General features: G+C 53.1%; 14 protein-coding genes. 10 read left to right on the forward strand and 4 right to left on the reverse strand.

Going from position 1 to position 18628, the window contains the following annotated elements:
- Positions 1 to 209: 209 nt before the first annotated feature.
- Genes ACFQ14_RS10605 through ACFQ14_RS10625 form a run of 5 tightly spaced genes read left to right on the forward strand, consistent with a single transcriptional unit; the run spans position 210 to position 7192 of the window.
- Complete coding sequence (locus tag ACFQ14_RS10605) at positions 210 to 1886, forward strand: glutaredoxin domain-containing protein (RefSeq protein ID WP_377212702.1); 1677 nt, start codon at positions 210 to 212, stop codon at positions 1884 to 1886.
- A gap of 28 nt (positions 1887 to 1914) precedes the next feature.
- Positions 1915 to 2352: a DoxX family protein gene (locus tag ACFQ14_RS10610; RefSeq protein WP_377212703.1), complete on the forward strand. Its 438-nt coding sequence runs from the start codon at positions 1915 to 1917 to the stop codon at positions 2350 to 2352.
- Positions 2349 to 2483: a hypothetical protein gene (locus ACFQ14_RS10615; protein WP_377212704.1), complete on the forward strand. Its 135-nt coding sequence runs from the start codon at positions 2349 to 2351 to the stop codon at positions 2481 to 2483. Before ACFQ14_RS10610 ends, ACFQ14_RS10615 begins: the two co-directional genes overlap by 4 nt.
- Before the next feature lie 26 nt (positions 2484 to 2509).
- A complete protein-coding gene (locus ACFQ14_RS10620) occupies positions 2510 to 4054 on the forward strand; it encodes a CvpA family protein (RefSeq protein ID WP_377212705.1) in 1545 nt (514 codons plus the stop codon).
- 12 nt (positions 4055 to 4066) lie between these two features.
- The gene (locus ACFQ14_RS10625) at positions 4067 to 7192 is read left to right on the forward strand and encodes an efflux RND transporter permease subunit (RefSeq protein WP_377212706.1); all 3126 of its coding nucleotides are present in this window, start codon (positions 4067 to 4069) and stop codon (positions 7190 to 7192) included.
- A 248-nt stretch (positions 7193 to 7440) separates the two neighbouring features.
- Here ACFQ14_RS10625 and ACFQ14_RS10630 read toward each other — a convergent pair whose 3' ends face one another.
- On the reverse strand, positions 7441 to 8475 hold the full coding sequence (locus tag ACFQ14_RS10630) for a sensor histidine kinase (protein ID WP_377212707.1): 1035 nt from the start codon (positions 8473 to 8475) through the stop codon (positions 7441 to 7443).
- 189 nt (positions 8476 to 8664) lie between these two features.
- Here ACFQ14_RS10630 and ACFQ14_RS10635 point away from each other — a divergent pair, with 189 nt between their 5' ends.
- The 4 genes from ACFQ14_RS10635 to ACFQ14_RS10650 all read left to right on the forward strand — a co-directional run bounded on the left by ACFQ14_RS10635 (position 8665) and on the right by ACFQ14_RS10650 (position 13895).
- A complete protein-coding gene (locus ACFQ14_RS10635) occupies positions 8665 to 9030 on the forward strand; it encodes a response regulator (RefSeq protein ID WP_377212708.1) in 366 nt (121 codons plus the stop codon).
- A gap of 169 nt (positions 9031 to 9199) precedes the next feature.
- On the forward strand, positions 9200 to 10210 hold the full coding sequence (locus ACFQ14_RS10640; RefSeq protein WP_377212709.1) for an ABC transporter transmembrane domain-containing protein: 1011 nt from the start codon (positions 9200 to 9202) through the stop codon (positions 10208 to 10210).
- Positions 10211 to 10364: 154 nt separating this feature from the next.
- On the forward strand, positions 10365 to 11513 hold the full coding sequence (locus tag ACFQ14_RS10645; protein WP_377212710.1) for a DUF3095 domain-containing protein: 1149 nt from the start codon (positions 10365 to 10367) through the stop codon (positions 11511 to 11513).
- A gap of 303 nt (positions 11514 to 11816) precedes the next feature.
- Positions 11817 to 13895 carry a mechanosensitive ion channel domain-containing protein gene (locus ACFQ14_RS10650; protein ID WP_377212711.1) on the forward strand — a complete coding sequence of 693 codons (2079 nt, stop codon included), beginning with the start codon at positions 11817 to 11819 and terminating at the stop codon, positions 13893 to 13895.
- A gap of 67 nt (positions 13896 to 13962) precedes the next feature.
- Here the strand turns inward: ACFQ14_RS10650 and ACFQ14_RS10655 are convergent, their stop codons facing one another.
- Positions 13963 to 14469, reverse strand: coding sequence for a GAF domain-containing protein (locus ACFQ14_RS10655; protein WP_377212712.1), 507 nt, complete (start codon positions 14467 to 14469; stop codon positions 13963 to 13965).
- Positions 14470 to 14704: 235 nt separating this feature from the next.
- Here ACFQ14_RS10655 and ACFQ14_RS10660 point away from each other — a divergent pair, with 235 nt between their 5' ends.
- Positions 14705 to 15997 carry a calcium-binding protein gene (locus ACFQ14_RS10660; protein ID WP_377212713.1) on the forward strand — a complete coding sequence of 431 codons (1293 nt, stop codon included), beginning with the start codon at positions 14705 to 14707 and terminating at the stop codon, positions 15995 to 15997.
- A gap of 84 nt (positions 15998 to 16081) precedes the next feature.
- Here the strand turns inward: ACFQ14_RS10660 and ACFQ14_RS10665 are convergent, their stop codons facing one another.
- Positions 16082 to 16987 (reverse strand): hypothetical protein, encoded by a 906-nt coding sequence (locus ACFQ14_RS10665; protein WP_377212714.1) that lies wholly within the window; start codon positions 16985 to 16987, stop codon positions 16082 to 16084.
- Positions 16984 to 18405 carry a site-specific DNA-methyltransferase gene (locus tag ACFQ14_RS10670; protein ID WP_377212715.1) on the reverse strand — a complete coding sequence of 474 codons (1422 nt, stop codon included), beginning with the start codon at positions 18403 to 18405 and terminating at the stop codon, positions 16984 to 16986. Before ACFQ14_RS10670 ends, ACFQ14_RS10665 begins: the two co-directional genes overlap by 4 nt.
- Positions 18406 to 18628 lie beyond the last annotated feature (223 nt).

The following is an 18628-nucleotide window of genomic DNA, read 5'->3' on the forward strand; positions in this document are numbered from 1 at the left end:
GGTTCAACATGTGTTTTTCGGTCGTTCGGCAGCGGTAATACTCCTTGGTCGGTTTTGCACAACAGACTGGAATGCAAAACAGCCCGTTGGGTTCCCGCGTAAACTGTTCCCATAATGGAACACCTTGTTCGTTTTTAGCAACTACACGGCACATCTGTTGAAGCTTAGTTCTGGAGTACGGATCGAGCGAAACGAAAGGAGACGTATCGATGGCCCATAAAATTCAGGTTTTCACCAAACCAGATTGCCCCTATTGCGCGAAGGTCAAGGCCACGCTGGATAACGCAGGTCTTCCGTTCAGCGAACTGGATGTGACTGGCAGTGACCGTAATGCTGATCTGTCTGTTTATCTCTCCGGCGTGTCGACTGTGCCTCAAACCTTCATCGGACCAGACCATGTGAACGGTTCGACCGATTTTGTTGCCTTACACGCGGCGGGCAGGCTGGTGCCGTTGGTTGCAACGGCGACCGAGCCTTTGGACATCGATGCGCCTTCTAATCAGGAAGTTGCTGATGGTGCGGAAGACTATCAGCTTCGTCGGGTCATTCCTGAAAGAGATGGATCGCGCTCCGACGTGGAGGAAGATTGGCCAATCCTTCGTATGTACAAAGAGTTCTTCGGATTTTGGCCGAACTGTTTCTACTATCAATATCACTGGCCAGAGGTAGCCTACCGCCAATTCGTCTACTGCCATAACGTTGGAGCGATTGCCGGCGGAAAGAAAGTTCTTGGCGCTCCCGTGATGAACGCGCTGGGTTATGCCACCTCAAACGCTCAAGGCTGCAACTATTGTCAGGCTCACTCCGTGTCGGTTGGCGACGAAAAATCGGCAGGATATGCAAAAGGTATTGAGCAGGCGCTCGACGGAGACTTCTCCGGCGAGTTCGGCCCCTTTGAAGCGGCGCTTGCAGACCTCGTCGCCCACGCTTCGACCAATACGGTCACAGAGAATGACTTCGCCAAGATACGTGAGAATGGCGGCGAGGCGCGGTTCACGAAGCTTCCGGTGGAAGCCAATATTCAGGCTGCTTCAATGATCGCGGCTGCCTTTGGCTTTTTGAACGTCTTCAACGATCTAACCGGCGTCAAGGTAGAGGCCGACTGGGCGAAGAAAGCTGAGGAAGGGGCTGGTATCGAAACCGGCCGCCATGGGGCTTCCGAAGATCGGGACTCGACCAATCTCGACTATGACCTTCCTGAGGGCGGTCCCTCCATGACCTCCATGATAGCCCGGTACGGCAAGGACGTTCTGCTCGCTGGCGGACCCGCCCGGTATGCAACCGAAAAACTGGGTATCCAACCGGACTGGATGGCGCAATGGCCGCTGCCGCTTCGCCCGTTACACGCCAAGTTCTATGTGGGTGCGATGACTGACGAAGAAAGTGATGGCGTGTCCATTTCGTCGGAATTGAAACACCTTATGGCCCGTGTTTCGCACATTGCGAAGGGCAATGACTATCTCGCCGCCGTGGAAGGGTGGCTTGCTTGGCATGCGGCCGGACGAACGCAAGACGCGGTTGAGCGCGTCCGGCATGCCTTCGACGCAGCCAAAAGACAGGACAATCGTAACCTCTTCACCGCGCGAGAATGCGCTGCGCTGGAACTTGCTCGGCTATCCGCTCAGGTTCCGTTGACGACACCCCGTAGGTTTGTCCAGGCGGCAATCGATCATTTCGACCCGACCGAGCTTGTCCACCTTATTACGGTCTGCGCCATGGCTTCGATGATTCAGCGATTCGCCGCAATCTCCAAGCCAAAGGTTGAAACGGAAGTTCGCAGGTTTTTGGACGAAAACGATTTGTCACTCGACACGCTGGCCATCCGCTACCCGCTTCCCGAACCGAAGAACGCATTCAACAGCGGAGCCGACTTCGTTGCGGCCTGACACGCGCAATACAGAAATGGAGAAAATCATGTCCCAGACCATCAAATACAAAAAGGCAAAAAGCGACAGTTTCCTAACTTTGAAGTGGATCCATTACGTCTTCTGGACACTGCAAGTGCTTGCTGCACTTGCGTTCCTTGCAGCGGGAGGATCGAAGCTCCTTGGCGTGGACCGTATGGTCAGCCTTTTTGCTTCGATAGATTCGATGATTGGGACCGGCCAATGGTTTCGTGTGCTAACGGGTCTCATCGAAGTGGGGGGCGCTGTTCTTTTGCTCATTCCGGGTGCGGCATGGATTGGCGCCACAGTGCTTGCTGTTGTGATGATCGGCGCAATTTTGACGCACGCATTCTTGATCGGTGGCAGCTTCGTGCCCGCGCTCGTTCTGCTTGTGATTACGTCCGCAATCGCGTGGTTCCATCGCCCGCGGGAGTACACAACCATCGCTGTGGAGTCGGGTACATGATTCCCAACGATTTGCGCGATCCCCTTCAACGCCGTCCGTCACCACTGGAAGACAATAGACCTCACGCACTGGCTGCTGCCGTGGTTTTAAGCGTTCTCGTTTTTGGATTTCTGGCGCTCTGGCTGACGTAACAACTAACACCTCGCAAGGAGACGACATGTTTTTCGATATTCTATCAGGCTTGCTGATTTTGACGCTGGCTGTGCTTGGCTACAAGAGCGGTGCCCTTCGCCAAGTGGCGGCTCTGGCGGCCTTTGCGGTTGCCCTTCTCGCAGTTGCGCGCTGGGGTGGGAAAATTGTCGAAATTCTGGGCAGTCAGGGGTTTAGTTCCTTGGCCCTTGTCGTCTCCTTTGTTGTTGGATGGCTCTTCCTTGCCGGGGTGTTCCGTTTGGTGATTGACAGGTTTGCAAGCCAACGCAAAACCGTGGCGTCGGGCATTCTTGGTGCCTTTGTAGGCGCTATTCAGGCCGTCGTTCTCATCATAGCTTTATCTTTATCAATCATCGGATCACCGCTAGCGGCTATGGGCGACGTGAAGACTTCGCTTAGAGAAGCTCGCATTTACCCGTTGGTCGCGTCGGCAGGTGATCGAATAGTGGCACGCGCACCAAATGAAAGCCGTGTGTCTGCTCTGACATTTCCAAAGCCGTTAGATCAGGCAGATATCGCTGAAGCCAAAGGGCCGCTGCGTCCAATAGTATGGGCCGAGGTAAAGCCTTTTTCTGCGCAGGCTGAGCGCGCGCTATCGGGCACAATTCGTGCGGCCGAGCGCGCGCCACTTTCCTTCGAAGAAAGCGGTCGCGTTGTTGCCGTCTATGTTGCAACCGGCAACCGATTTTCAAAAGGGGACATGCTGGCTCGGCTGGACGATACCGCATTGCGCCAAACGCTTGAGCAGGCAGAAGCCTCCGTCATCGAAGCAGAGGCGACTCTCGCTGAAGCGCAGGCTGATTTCTCGCGTCAGTCTCAGCTTTTTCGCCGCAATGTGGTTGCCGAAGCCGCCGTCGACCGCGTGGTTTTGAAGCGTGATGCCGCGCAAGCAAGATTGGAGATGGCCCGCTCTGCGGCTGAACGCGCCCGTGATCGCCTGCAGGACACGGAGTTGCGGGCCCCCTATGACGGTCGCGTTGCAGAGCGGAAAATAGAGCCGTCGCAGATCGTTACGGCTGGTGTTCCGGTTTTCGACATTCAGGGCAATCAGGGTGGCTTTGAGGTTGAACTCGATGTCCCCGAAAACATGCTGTTGAGCTTGAAACCGGGCGCACGTGAAACTGTTCGTGTGACGGGCATTGGCGCTACCGTTACCGGTGAAGTCGCCGAGATTGGCGCACGTGGTTCCGGTTCGTCGCTTTTCCCAGTCATCGTAAGACTGATCGACCCACCTGCCGGAATCCGCGCAGGAATGAGTGCCGAAGTGCGCGTGACCCTGGACAACGCAAAGACTGCGACCGGCTTGATCGTGCCCGTCACCGCCATCCTGCCCGGAGATGGAGACGAAAGCTACGTCTTCACACACGACCGACAGACAAGCCGTCTTACGAAGCGTCAAGTCAACGTCCTATCATTTGAAGGTCGTAGTGCAAGAATTGCAGAAGGCGACCTGGCGGAAGGGACAATCATCGCCGCCAAAGGGGTGCCGTTTCTGGAAGACGGTCAGGCTGTTGAACTCATGGGCACTGGCTACGCCCGTTACGATAACTGAGGACGCCATCAAATGCTTACTCAAGCCGCATTTCGCTACCCACGTCTGGTCTTTTTCCTGGTCGCTGCCCTGATGGGCTTTGGCGCGTGGTCCTATTTCAACCTGCCGGCGCAGGAAGACCCGATCATCACGATACGTGAAGCCATCGTTTCCACGCGCTATCCCGGCCTGTCGCCCGAACGAATGGAGCAACTCGTCACTAAGCCACTGGAAGTCGCGATCCGCCAGATGCCAGAAGTCGAAGAAATCCGGTCCTCATCGACCGCCGGTCTGTCGATCATTCACGTCGAGGTCTACGACCGTTTCTTCGAGTTGGGCCAAATATGGGACTCGCTTCGCGTCAGGGTCGAACAGGCTGCTGCTGATCTTCCAGACGGCACTCTTCCGCCACGCATCGACGATGAATTCGGCGATGTGGCGGTCGTCACCGCAGCTCTGCGGGCCGATGATTTTTCGATGGCTGAAAAGGCCGATATGGCCGACCATGTGCGAGACATGCTCTACACTGTTCCAGGCGTGAAGAAGGTCGATGTGTCGGGCATCCGTCCCGAAAGCGTCTATATCGAAACACGAAACGCCCAGCTTTCAGAGCTCGGGATGTCGCCTGACGCCATCGTCGCTTCGTTGCAGTCGCAAAACGTCATTCGCCCCGGCGGCGAAATCGATACCGGCGGTCGTGCCTTCCTCATTGAACCCACCGGCGACTTTCGCAATCTCGATGATCTGCGCGAAACGCTTGTGCGAACGCCGCCGGATGAAAACGGTATCAGTGACGTCGTTGCGTTGCGCGATCTGGCGGAAGTCCGCCGCGCCTATGCCGACCCCGTGCCGCAGGCAGCGTATTACCAAGGCGAGGAAGCGATCATCTTCGCTGTCGCAATGTTGGAAGGCAACAACGCGCTGAAGTTTGCGCCACAGGTTCGCGAGAAGTTGGAAGAACTGCGTTCGGACCTTCCCGTGGGATACCGTCTTGATGTCGTCACCGACCAATCCGAACAGGTGGAACGGGCTGTCTATGGCGTAACGCTCAACGTTCTTCAAACACTTGGCATTGTGCTGGGTGTTGTCGTTCTGCTTCTCGGTGTCCGCACCGGCTTGATCGTCGGCTCCATCGTACCGGTCGTCATGCTGGCAACACTTGCGATCATGGGTTTTGCCAGCCTACCGCTGGAGCGCATGAGCCTTGCTACGCTGGTCATCGCGCTCGGTCTTCTGGTGGATAACGGGGTGGTGGTCGCGGAGGATTTCAAGAAACGTCTGGAAGACGGCGACAGCCGCGATGAAGCGCTGGAAGGCGTCGGTCGCGAATTGACATTTCCGCTCCTCTCGTCGACCGCAACGACCGTCCTTGTCTTCCTGCCATTGATGTTAGCGGAGCACGTCGCGGGCGAATACACACGCTCCATCTCCGTCGTCATCGCTATCACCCTATCAATCTCATGGCTGCTTGCCATGACGGTGACGCCGATCTTGTGTCACCGCTTCATCCGCATCGACGAAAAGATACTGGCGGGTGAAAAAAAGCGCCCTTGGAACGAGCGTATGTTCGATCCGCTTGTGCGGGCCTACGAACGCATTCTCGCATGGGTTCTAGCCCACCGCGCCATAGCATCTGTTTTTGTGGTGATTGCCTTTATCGGCGGCGTGGCGGGGGTCGCGCTGGCACCTAAGAAATTCTTTCCCGGGTCGGACCGGGCGCAGATCATCGTCTATCTCGACCTGCCTGCCGGTGTGGCGTCCAATGAAACCGATGCGCGTATACGAGAATTGTTGCCAACACTGACAAAAGAGCGGTTCGACTGGTTGGACAATCAGGCGGCCTATGTCGGTTTTGGCGGCCCTCGTTTTGTCTTGTCGCTCACGCCAATTGATCCGGCACCAAACCGTGCCGTTCTCGTCCTCAATGTCGATCGACCCGAAAATGTCAGCAGAGCGGTCGATGAACTTCGCGACCATTTTCGCCACACGATCCCTGATGTTTCGTCTCGGGTGACGACCATGTTCCTCGGTCCGTCCGACAGTTCTATTCTTGAAGTGCAGGTTAAAGGCCCGGATCGCGGTGTGGTCTATGGCACGGCGCGTGAGGTCAAGAGTGTCATGGCCGATCTGCCGGGAGCGATTGACCTGCGGCAAGACTGGGAAAACCGGGTTCAGCGTATCGTGGTGGAGGTCGATCAGGCCCGCGCGCGACGCGCCGGCGTAACGTCGGCCGACATTGCGCAATCGATGTCCAGCTTCTTCTCCGGGCGCGCCGTGACGCAATATCGTGAAGGGGATGATGTGATCCCCGTGGTCGCACGCGCCTCCGACGAAGAGCGATCCGATCTGGATCGGGTTCGCACGTTAGCCGTCTTTGGTGCCGATGGCTCCACCGTGCCGTTGTTGCAGGTTGCCGATGTGCGCTTGGTCAATGGCTATGCCCGTATCGAACGCGAAAATCTCGCACGCACCATAACCGTGCAGGCCCGCTCAACCGAAATTGCGGCTGAAGACATGGCACCACTCATTGCCGACGACCTCGACCGTATCCGCGCGACGCTGCCGCCGAACCATACGATCGAACTAGACGGCATTATTCAACAGTCGAGCGAGGGCCGAGCCGCACTCGCTGCCAACGCACCGTTGTGCCTCGCTCTTGTCGTCATTTTGCTCGTAGCGCAATTCAACTCGTTCCGCCGTCCAATCATCATCCTCGCCACCGTGCCGTTAATCGTCACTGGCGTGGCGCTAGGCCTGTGGCTGCTGGACGCCGATTTCGGCTTCATGCCGATTCTCGGCATGCTGTCGCTTGCGGGCATTATCCTGAACAACGGTATCGTTCTGATAGACCGCATTGACATCGAACGCGCGAACGGTCGCGACGGTACGGACGCGATCATCACCGCCGCCGCTCGGCGACTGCGCCCGATCGTTATGACGACTGTTACCACAGTGCTCGGCCTGCTGCCCCTGATCCTGTCAAAAGACCCGCTCTTCTACGGCATGGCGGCTGTCATGGCGCTCGGCCTCTTTGTCGGCACCATGCTGACGCTCGGCGTGGTGCCCTTGCTCTATTCTATCCTGTTTCGAGAACGTGAGGATGGAAACAAACATAGAATCGAGAGCGGTGGATACTCGACACAGGCCGTGTCTAGTTAAGAGTGGCCGACAGCGGATGTCCAAAACCTGAGTTAGTTGTTTTGAAGAGCGGACCCTCAAACTGATCGTTCAGATCTAATTGGACGGCAGCTGAGATTATACACCAACGATTTTGATCATACATGACGATGCTGAACCCTCTATACTAGCTAGGTCCTTCGTGTGCTCTTAATTTTGCGGTTGGTTACAAACCCTACTTGCCACTAGGTGGACACAATAAAAGGAGATTGGATACCACCCAATTCTCATCAGACTTTGACGTGTCCCAAAGGAGCGATGAGTGTCCAACTAAGTCCCTGGGTCTCGTAGTTGAGATCCACTGTTCCATTGACCCCGGCAGCAGCCATTCGCTCAATCACATTTTGACCAAAGCCTTTGCGGGTTGGTTGGGAAACGGGTGGGCCATCTCGCTCAATCCACTCTAGCTTGAAGGTTTCCTTTGCATCACTGGATATCTCCCACTTGACGGTCACATACCCTTGATCGTTCGAAAGCGCACCGTACTTTACTGCGTTTGTCGCAAGCTCATGCATTGCCATGCCGATTGACTGAGCAGCGTGGGAGTTCAAGTTAATCGTATTGCCAATGATCGAAACCCTGTCGGTCGACACATCCGCAAAAGCACTGAGATGGAACTCAACCAGCCCTCGCAGGTCGATATGCTCCCAGTTACTTTTGACCAGAGCATCGTGGTTGTATGACAACCCCTTGAGACGGTCTGAGAAGCGATCAGCGAAAGCTTTTTCTGCATCAGACGAGGCTGCAAGCCGAACCATACCTTGGATTACACCCATGGCATTTTTCGCTCGATGGTTTAGCTCCTCCATCAAATATTGAACGCGTTCCTGATCGCGTTTGTGTTCTGTGATGTCTTGAATGGCCACCAAGCCAGATTTCAAACCAATGTGCTCGCCATCGGCTCCGATAAGAAAATGAACTTGTTTTCGCGCCTGCACCCAAATCTCGTTTCCGTCGGACTGAACAATTCGGTGCTTAACGTCAATGTGTCCGCTGCCGTCCAAATCGAATAGACATCCGAGCTCGCGCTCAATATCCGGACGGTCATCAGGATGAATCCTGGCGTGCAATTCGTTTCGGGCAATCGCAACGTTGGCCGGCAAGTCAAACAAAGCGGCCGCTCGTTCGTCCAGCTTTATCGTATCGCGGATGTAATCCACTGTACCGAGTCCAAACCCAGCAACGACCGCCCCCAACTCCAAGAGTTCGGTCGCGGAGGGAGCGACGTTTTCTAACGCAAGCTTTTCGATCTGAGAGACTTTCACCGATTATCCCTTCTTCCGGATCGGGCTGATATGATGCAGGTCAACCAATGGAAATTGCTGAAAAATTTAGAATAAGAGCTCTCGTTCAGAAATTGAAGTCGACGTTGAGGAACGAAACAGGAGCGCAGATGTTGTACATGTGGAAAGCGGGCGCAATTAAAAAAGACACAGAGTGGGGCTGTTTAATCAATGTCCAATACAATCTCCAGCACGACGGTTCGTTCTGTGCTTATCGTCGAGGATGAACCCATCATCGCTATGGATATGGAAATGACGCTAGAAGCCGAAGGCTTCGACATTTTTGGATTGGCAACCAATCTTGAGCATGGACTCCAATTGCTCAAATCAGGAACACCCGATGTTGCCATTCTAGACTATAATTTGGGCTCTGAAACCAGCGTGCCTTTGGCGCGCGCTTTGTTGGAAAGAAAAATCCCTTTTATCTATATAACGGGCCGTGAACTGGATTTGGCTAGTGACGGAGACGCGCCAGAGGCTCCGATAATTTCGAAGCCAGTGGATATGGAGGCAGTTATTTCGAAGTACCTCTCCTAGCTAGGTCCTCAACGACTGCGCACGCGCCGGCTCAAACAGGAAAACCCGGGCTATTCAGTTCAAAAATATGGCAGGGCGAGCATGCTTGCTTCCCGTAAAACTGTCCGCACTAGCCCAGCATTCTGAAGCCACAATCTCGTTTTGAGGCAAACTATTAGGTAGTTCATCCATGGCAGTGCCGTTTTCCAAACCCCATGCAATTAAAAGCAGCAGCGACGACGCCGCCGCTTCCAACATTTGGAAGTTTGCCGTGCGAATGGGGGGGAGGCACCAAGTCTTTATCTGCTTGTTATCTCTGGTTGTAGCTGCCGTAAGCGTGGCGCCCATTGAACTACAGAAGCGCATTGTAAACGATGCGATCGAGCCCAGAAATCTTGATATGCTGATTACGCTGGGCGCGCTGTTTCTTGCTGCTATTCTGTTGCGCCGCGTGCTGAAATTTTTGTTTGCCGTGTACCAAGACTGGCTGTCACAGAGCGCGATCGTCTATTGCAGGAAACATCTGATCGGGTTGCAGCTGGGAAAGATTGGCGCAGCTGCGGCTTCGGATAGTCATCAAGGGGATAGTGACAGTGGTCAAACGGTCTCTGTTGTCCAAAGCGAAATTGACAAGGTGGGGAGATTTGTAGGCACAGGCCTTTCCGATCCAGTGGCCGACGGTGCAAAGCTTCTGTTTGTCTTCGGTTATATGCTAGTCGTTGATCCAATGGTGACTGTTGTGGCTATGGCATTCTTCATACCACAATTTCTCTTCGTGCCTTTGATGCAGAAAGTCTTAAACAGGCTCATTCGCGAGAAAACAGACCACGTCCGCGATATGTCGGATCGCATATCAAGCCTCGACGCTTCTGACAGCGATGTTCCTGAAGGTACTTCCCAAGTGATTGCTGACATTTTCAGCAATGAAATGAAGTCGACATTCTACAAGCAACTCATCAAAGCAGGGATCAATATTCTTAACTCTCTCGCTCCGCTCAGCGTGCTCGTGTTCGGGGGCTATCTGTTCATTCAGGGAGAAACATCGCTGGGTGTGATCGTTGCCTTTGTATCTGGATTTGAGCAAATGGCAGCACCAACACGTGCGCTTGTGCAATATTACCGAGTGGCATCCATAAAGAACGAGCAGCACGAAAAAATTGCGCATTGGATCGATGATCGCGTCTTAGCTTCCAGGCGATGATTAGCAGCGACGGGATGGGTGCATCTTCATCGATGGTGCCGTTGGGGCCGAGGCAGAGTTCGCAGAAACCTACTGCAGACCAATAGCCTGCTATGACTAGACACAAACCGTCACTACAATGAAAGCGGTAACCTCCGCTTGAGAGGATTTACAAATGATCGAGGTTTCATACGCAGACTTCTATAGCCGCTTACCGCGCTTTCGCTCGTTCGCTGAACTGACGGATTCCACCGCCTACAGCGATATCCCAGACGGCTGGTTTTTGGGCATAGCTGATGTTGTCGGATCAACTGAAGCTATCAAGGCGGGCGCGTACAAGACCGTTAATATGGTGGGAGCAGCCGTCATTTCTGCGCAGGTAAACACGCTGCAAGACGTTGATTTTCCATATATTTTCGGCGGAGACGGAGCCACTTTCTGCGTTCCACCGGCATTTCGAGACGCTTCGGCACAGCAATTATCGGCGGTTCGGCAGTGGGCCATGGCCGAATTTGGACTGAAGCTCAGGATCGCCCTCATACCAATGGATGCAATTCACCAAGCCGGTCATACCGTTTCAGTAGCTCGGTACGCAGTCTCGGAGAGCGTAGACTACGCGATGTTTCGGGGAAGTGGCAGCTTATGGGCTGAACAACAATTGAAGGCAGGTGCTTTTGCACTGCCTACAGGCGGTTCTGACACGTACCCAGATTTGACAGGTCTCTCTTGCCGATGGTCCGCCATGCGGTCCAAGAACGGCACAGTTCTGTCGATTGTCATCATTCCGGAAACGAAAACTGATCCGTTCGAGTATGACAAATTTGCTGGTGCCTTTGTTGAACTGGTTTCGCAAACTGAAAGAGGAAGCACACCCGTTCCGGAAGAGGGGCCAGGCGTTTCGTGGCCACCTGAAGGGCTAGCATTGGAAGCGCACGCCTCTCACGGCACTAGATCCATGCTCACAACAAAGATTCGTCTGCTCGCTGAGACATTTGTCGCTTGGGTTTTCATCAAAGCCCGTCTCAAGATTGGTGGATTCGACTCCGCTCACTACCAGCGGACGACCGGGTTGAACGCCGACTTTCAGAAATTCGAACAAAGCTTAAAAATGACGCTGGACTGCAACGAAGCTGTAAAACAACAGATCATCACCATGTTGGATGAAGCCCAGCACGAAGGGATCATCCGGTACGGTATTCACGAGCAGGATACCAGCATTATGACCTGCATTGTGCCATCGATCATGTCCGATGATCATATTCATTTCGTCGATGGTGCCAATGGTGGCTATGCGGCTGCAACCAGAACGCTCAAAGAGCATTGACAATTGGACGACACCAAAACACTGACGATATCCTAAGCCAACGGTCTAGAAGACCTGTCAAGTTCGACATTCAATAAGTACGCCGTTCCGTTCCGGAACAATGCAAACTCTCCAGTAGGAAATTTCATGCCTTTCTCTCGCGCAGCTTTTGCTGCAATGTTTTCTACGCTTCTAACAATTTTTATCTTCGGAACAGCCGCTGTTAGCTTTGCCCAAAGCTCAACCACACAGCCTCCCCAGCAAGATGAAATCATCAAGCCACTTTTGGACGTTCTCAAAAATGAGGCGGCAAGAGACAAGCTTGTGAAAAGCCTAGAAAACGCTGCCGCCGAACAGAAGGCAAACGGCGAACCAGCCGCTGAGGATCAGCCGCAGCGAGCAGCAAGTGCGAGAACTGCAGCCACGAAGATTGCATCAATAACGAAATCCTATGCAGAATATGGCCTGCTCGTCATCAAGAACTTCGCTTCTGACATTTCAGGAATTTGGGAGTCTTTGTCAGCTCCCGGCACTTTCGATCTCTATAAGCTCTTGGGTGCGCTCTGGCCGATCACCGCTACTATCGTAACGACGTTGGCGGTTTGGCTGGGGGTAGATCGTTTCACCCGTTATTTGTTGACACCTGTGAAGTGGCGATTGGGGACGGACGACATTGTCCCGTCCAGCTTGCTCATCGCCTTTTACTTAACAGCGCTTATTACCTCTTTCGGTATCGCGTATGCTGCAGGCAACGTGCTTGCCGTGACTTATTTCGGAGGCGAAGGCGTTTCGATCTATCAAGCGCTGTATCTTAACGCATTCGGGATCTTTGGCGCCGCAGTTGTCGTCATACGGCTGCTGACCGGAAGTGTGGACGGGGAACTGGGACTGATCGGCATCCAACCAACCAAGGTGGATTATATTCGACTTCGTTCGCGGATGATCGCCGCTGTCCTCATTTTTGGACTGGGGTTCGTCGTACCTGCACTGAATGTGGGCACGACCTTCGCGCTGGGTCGGGGCGTTAGAGTCTTAGTCTTTACCTTCGCTGCGGTGCTTGCTGTGTTGCTTATCAGGCGGCTTGCGGCGCAGCCTTCTCTCTTGCTGAAAGCTGGCGACGATCAGACGGCTCCTGCAAATAGCAGCCGGTCGATAGGGTCACGCGTTTGGCCCGTTATCGCTTACGGCTACGTTGCCTTTGCTTACGTAACGGCGCTTACAAGGCCATTTCTGTTCATTGAGTATATCGGAGGAGCAACGCTCAAGTCAGCGATAGCTTTGGTAGCTGGTGGGTTGCTCATTCGCTTATTCGCCAAGCTTTCGAGGGCGCAAATTCATGCGCCCCAATTCTTGCCCTTAGATAGCGGTTCTTTATCAAAGCGCCTTCAAACACTGTTTCCATTCATTCTCAAAGCCGTTCGCTTAGTGGTAGCGCTGACCGTTGTGGGCGTGATTTTGGATGCATGGCAATTTGTAGATATTGGCGGCTGGCTGACGTCCGATACCGGTTCTGGTATTGTGTCAGGCGTATTGAGTGCGCTCTTCGTGCTGCTGTTTGTGGCACTGTTTTGGGCAATTGCATCCTCCTGGATAGACCAACAGATCGAAGCTAATTCTGCCGACCCATTGGAAGGCGCTCGAAAGCGGACCTTGTTCTCGTTGCTGCGCAGCGCTTTGACCGTCGCACTAATTGTATTCGGTGGGATGATTGCTCTGTCGGAATTGGGCGTGGATATCGGACCTTTGCTAGCTGGTGCGGGGGTTCTTGGCCTCGCCATTGGTTTCGGTGCCCAGAAGCTCGTTCAAGACATCATAAGCGGCGTCTTCATCCAACTTGAAAACGCTATGAATGTCGGCGACGTGGTAAACCTTGGTGGAACAACTGGCACGGTTGAACATCTTACGCTGAGATCGGCGTCGCTGCGGGATGTTCATGGTGTTTATCACATCATTCCGTTTAGCGCGATGGACACCGTTTCTAACTATATGCGCGGGTTCTCTTACCACGTGTCCGAGGTAGGTATCGCGTATAAGGAAAAGGTCGAGGATGGCAAAAACGCAATGCTCGAAGCCTATGAGCGGCTTATGCAAACGGATTTCGCCTCCGACATAATTGCTCCCTTGGAAGTCCACGGCGTCACGTCATTAGGAGATAGTGCGGTCACAATCCGAGCGCGGATTAAAACTGTTCCGGGAAAACAGTTTGCTCTCGGACGAGCTTATACCGAGCTTGTAAAAGAGGTTATGGATGAGCGGGATATCGAAATCCCATTTCCGCACTCGAAATTGGTAATTGACCAAAACGTCGACGTCGTGACGGCATCGAAAGTTAAGAAATCTGCTACAAGCAAGTCGCGCAAAAGGGCAGCGGCGTCTAAATCCGGACCAGTGAAAGACACGTAGCACGCACTGACTTACTGGTCGCAATTCCAATAGCGAACCGCACGGAACAAAGTTCGCCGCATTTTGGTTATCCGCGACTTAAAACGAGGCTCGCGTCCCAAGCCAAATCGACCAGCAATCGAGATTGCTCTCTGGTTATGCCTTCGCGTGCTGTGAAGTCGTAAAGGCAAATTGTGCCAATGCGTTGGTCCTCAAGAATAATTGGGCATCCAATGTAGAAGCGTATGTGGAAGTCGCCTGTAACAAACGGATTGCTTTTGAACCGCTCATCTTTTGTTGCGTCACAGACTATGAACACCGGGTCTTCGGCCCCCAAAGTGTGCGCGCAGAACGAAGTTTCAGTGGGTGCCTTGCTTAAATCCGCGCCCTGGCTCACCAAGAATGTCTGAAACTGGTCGCCCAGCAACGTGACCTGCGAGATAGGACATTCGAAGATTTCTCCCGCCTTAGATGCAATGGCTTGAAGTTTTTTGTCCTGGTCGGCCGTGATGTTCTCAACACTTGTTTTTACGCGACGGCGGTTCGCATCTTTCAGCAATTCAACAATCACGTCGGTAAGACCTGAAGCTTTCATAAATCCTCGACGTATTTTGATCGGAAGCCCAGCCAACCAATTAGGAAAACTGGCAATTTCGTGTCTATTCCGCTTTGTTCAACAGGTTACTCTCGCCCGACTGCACAAGCATGCAGTTCGTATCTATGAAGTGGATGGATTTGACTAGTGCAATCGGCCACATCGGTCAAAATTTTTTAAACTATCGAATGAAAGGCATAGCTGGCGAGCATAAGGCCAAAAACAAAGCGGCGAATTGTCTAAATGGCTGGAGGGAAGTCGGATCTCACGTCAGTATGTTGGCGGTGATAGCTACGACACAGTGCAAATCAATCTGTCATCGAGTGATTTGACAGCCATTAACATCGGACAAGTCGCTTCAATTTATGCCGACTTGGGAATTGAAACGGATGACATGCGAGGTTTGCGGAGCAACCGCTACTATGACTTCCTTCAGCTTCAAATTGTGGACATCGAGCGCGCCGAGATATTGATTGATGGCCGGTATAGAGTTGGTGGAGATCAAATATCTATTGGAAGTGATATTGCGGACCATTTGGCTGGCGACGAGAATGATAACTTATTGGTTGGGTTAGGTTCGAACGATACGCTGGTCGCAGGAGCTGGCAAGGATACTCTATACGGAGGCGGAGACAACGACCTTCTCTACGGCGATGCCGGGAACGACATCTTGGATGGCGGCACCGGCACAGATTCGATGTATGGCGGCACTGGCAATGATCAGTTCTACGTCGATAGCGCCTCTGATAGGGTGTTTGAGAATGCTGGTGAAGGCGCTGACTTCGTCTATGCAACAACGTCATCACTGACCTTATCCGCCAATATTGAACGATTGATCTTCACTGATACGGGTAATCATGTTGGCTGCAGGAACGCGCTCGACAACCGTCTTAACGGTAATGTCGGCAATGATAAGTTTGTGCTTGATGCGGGTGGCGCGGATATTTTCTCTGGCGGTTCCGGCAGCGATTCATTTGATGCGCGTTCTGCAGCGAACGGTGTTTCGATCAATTTGATCACAGGCGTGCATGGCGGAGACGCTGCAGGGGACACGTTTGCTTCTATTGAGAAGTTCTTCGGCTCAACTGTCGAGGATGACTTTATGCGTACGGGCGCTGCGCGAGCTGACTTTGCAGGCTTTGGCGGCAATGACACGCTGATTGGTGGTAGTTCGGTAGACCGGATCTCCGGCGGTGATGGCGATGATATCCTGTTTGGAGGATCAGCCAGTGACACCCTTCAAGGAGGTGGTGACAACGACACACTCAATGGTGGAGGCGGTCGTGATTTGTTCCTCTACGTGAACGCAGCTTTTGGGCAGGATACCATTACTGACTTCCAAGACGGTATCGATAGGATGCGGGTGTTCTCAGCGGTAGCCGATGATATCTCCGATTTTACCATCACCGATAATGGCACATCCACAGTGCGCGTCGCTCTGAGCGCTGATCCTATCAATTTTATCGACATCAACGGAATTAGCGGATCAAACGTCACAATCGATGCGAACGATTTCTTGTTTTATTAGACGGGCCAACTCTTATTCAATTTTGTCGGCTGGCCAAATTGGATAGGTATGCAGAAGCCAGGTTTCCAACGCCTCAGGCGGCGTTCAAATGGTGTTTGATAAGTCCTTAGGGTGAACAATATCTAACATCGTTTGAGCCAGTTCCAGAGCCGCTGTTTTTGCAGCGTTTCGATTGCTGTTCTTGCGCGCAAAAATCAGATCGGTCAGAAAAGGTTGCCCCGCTTTGAATGCTCGAACAGTTTTATCAACTGAGGGTGTGAGCGCACCACGCGGAACGCTTTTGCCTATGGACCGCCAAGCTCGTCGAACCTCCTTCAATAGCTCCCGTTTGGTCTTCTGCCGATGCAGCCATTCATGTCTTATCCAATCATCGTCAGACACTCGGTGTCGTTCTGGGAGGGTCTGATCAATCAGCATGCAGATCAAGCGCGCTGATCCACCTTGAAAGACCTCATCGGAGTGATTGTCTGAGCCAGATGGTGTCGGCCAATCAATGCGGTCTTCCAGCACAGCTTGAAGCATGAATACGTTGCGTTCTTGAATATCGCGTTCCAATTTCATCAGGCTATGTTCGTCGAAGGGACCGATAAGAATAACGCCCTGCTTCGGGTCAATAGTCATATCGTCGGGATGTGGCAGGATCAGACGCGTTGATTGCCCTGCTGCTTCGGCCTGAACTAATCGCTCCTGCTGGATAGCCTTCCATTTGAGTCCATTTTGGACGCGGCGTTCGCGATCTCGCTCTCTTTTTTGCTCGGCGCGCGCAAGATATTTTAGGATCTGACCTTTGGCATGGGCTGAATCCCCCAATCCTGCTTTGAAGAGCTTTTTGACGATCAACTCCATCATTGACGCTTCACGGTGGACGCCATTTTCAGTGACCGCCAGAAGTTCCTCGGCGATCTTGAGGAATTCACGATCAATGTTGGTCATTGGTCCAAGGTAATCGGTTCTTTCCTGAGAATCCTGAGTGTTCCTGCGCGCACTCATGACAGAGCTCTTTCGGCAGCAGCGTCAGTATCGGTCGTTGTTTGCGTGGAGATTGATCTTTTTGTCGGTTCTTCAACCAGTGCTGAATTATGTGTGTCTGTTTCTCGACGTTGGCGTACGTACGTAAACGTCTCTTCAGTCCCGCTCAGTGTAGGGGGCTTGCCGGTGACGTCTTCGAATCGGCGAAGGATCGTGTCGCAGTAAAGCGGGTCGATCTCGATGAGCCTCGCCTTGCGTCCGCATTGCTCAGCAGCAATCAGCGTAGACCCTGATCCGCCAAACACATTAAGTATTGTCTCGCCTCTGTTGCTGCAGTCTCTCATAGCATCTGCCAACATGGCCACCGGCTTCACGGTGGGATGCATCGCTTGTTCCTCCGCGCGGGTGGACGACAGTGACGAGATGCCTGCATAATCCCACACATTCGTGCGATAGCGACCGTTCTCGCCAAGTCCAAAGTTGTTGGTGTGGGCTGCAACGCCCTTTTTGAAGACAAAGATCAGTTCGTGTTTTGAACGATAGAATGTGCCCATGCCTCCATTAGTCTTGTTCCAAACACATAGGTTCTTCAGTTCGTCAAATACCCAATCACCAGCTGCCAATAGTTCTGGCATGTGGCGCCAGTCCATGCAGACATAGGCGATAGCACCATCTTTCAGCTGCGCAGCAGCCGTGCCCAGAGTGGTTGTCAGGAACTCGGTGAACTGTTCCTTTGACATCTCTCCAGAGGCTTCGACAAATTCACGGTGTGTGGTCCTGCCTAAGCCGCTGACATGACCGTGTATCTTCACATTGTACGGAGGGTCGGTGAACAGCATGGCGATGGGTTCGATCGCACCAGATGGATCCGTGCAGAGCCGTTGCACATCATCAGATGAACGCGCATCGCCGCAAAGCAGACGGTGCTCGCCTAAATGCCAAAGATCCCCGAGGTGCGTCACAGCCGGACCTGCAAGAATTGGTGGTACGGAATCGAGATGCCCGTCACTGGCTGTCGGCCCCTTGTCTTGTGCGCCATCAAGGATGATGTCGATCTCAGTCATGGAGAAGCCAATGTCATCAATTTCGAACTCAAGATCGATCAATCCCTGCAGTTCAATTGCAAGCAGTTCTTCATCCCAACCCGCGTTCTCGGCGAGTTTGTTGTCGGCCAAGACATAGGCGCGACGCTCAATGGGCGACAAATGCGAAAGGCGAATGGTTGGAACTTCGGTCCAACCCATTTGCTTGGCCGCAGAAACACGGCCATGGCCTGCGATGATCTCATCATCGTCCGCAATGAGAACAGGATTGGTAAAACCAAAGCGCTCGATACTGCGGGCAATCTGCTTGATTTGTTGTTTGGAATGCGTCCGCGCGTTGTTCGCATACGGTTTGAGGTCAATAATTGGGCGTAGTTCGACGTTCAGCTGTTGCATGGGCAACCTCCGGGGTTAGCGGATTAGGAGAAATCCGCGTTCAGGAATGGGGTGATTCGGTCAGTGAGCGCACTATAGACCAGTCCACATGGCAAACAGCAGGGGAAGGGTTTCACCCCCTGATGAGAAAATTCATACAAAACGCCTCACGCTTTGTTCAAAAAAAGGCAAATATCTGGCCCACAAGACCTTTAGAAACAGGGAGTTCAGGAGCTTTGGCAGA

This window comes from Pseudahrensia aquimaris (assembly GCF_042676045.1).
Lineage (GTDB): Bacteria > Pseudomonadota > Alphaproteobacteria > Rhizobiales > Rhizobiaceae > Pseudahrensia > Pseudahrensia aquimaris.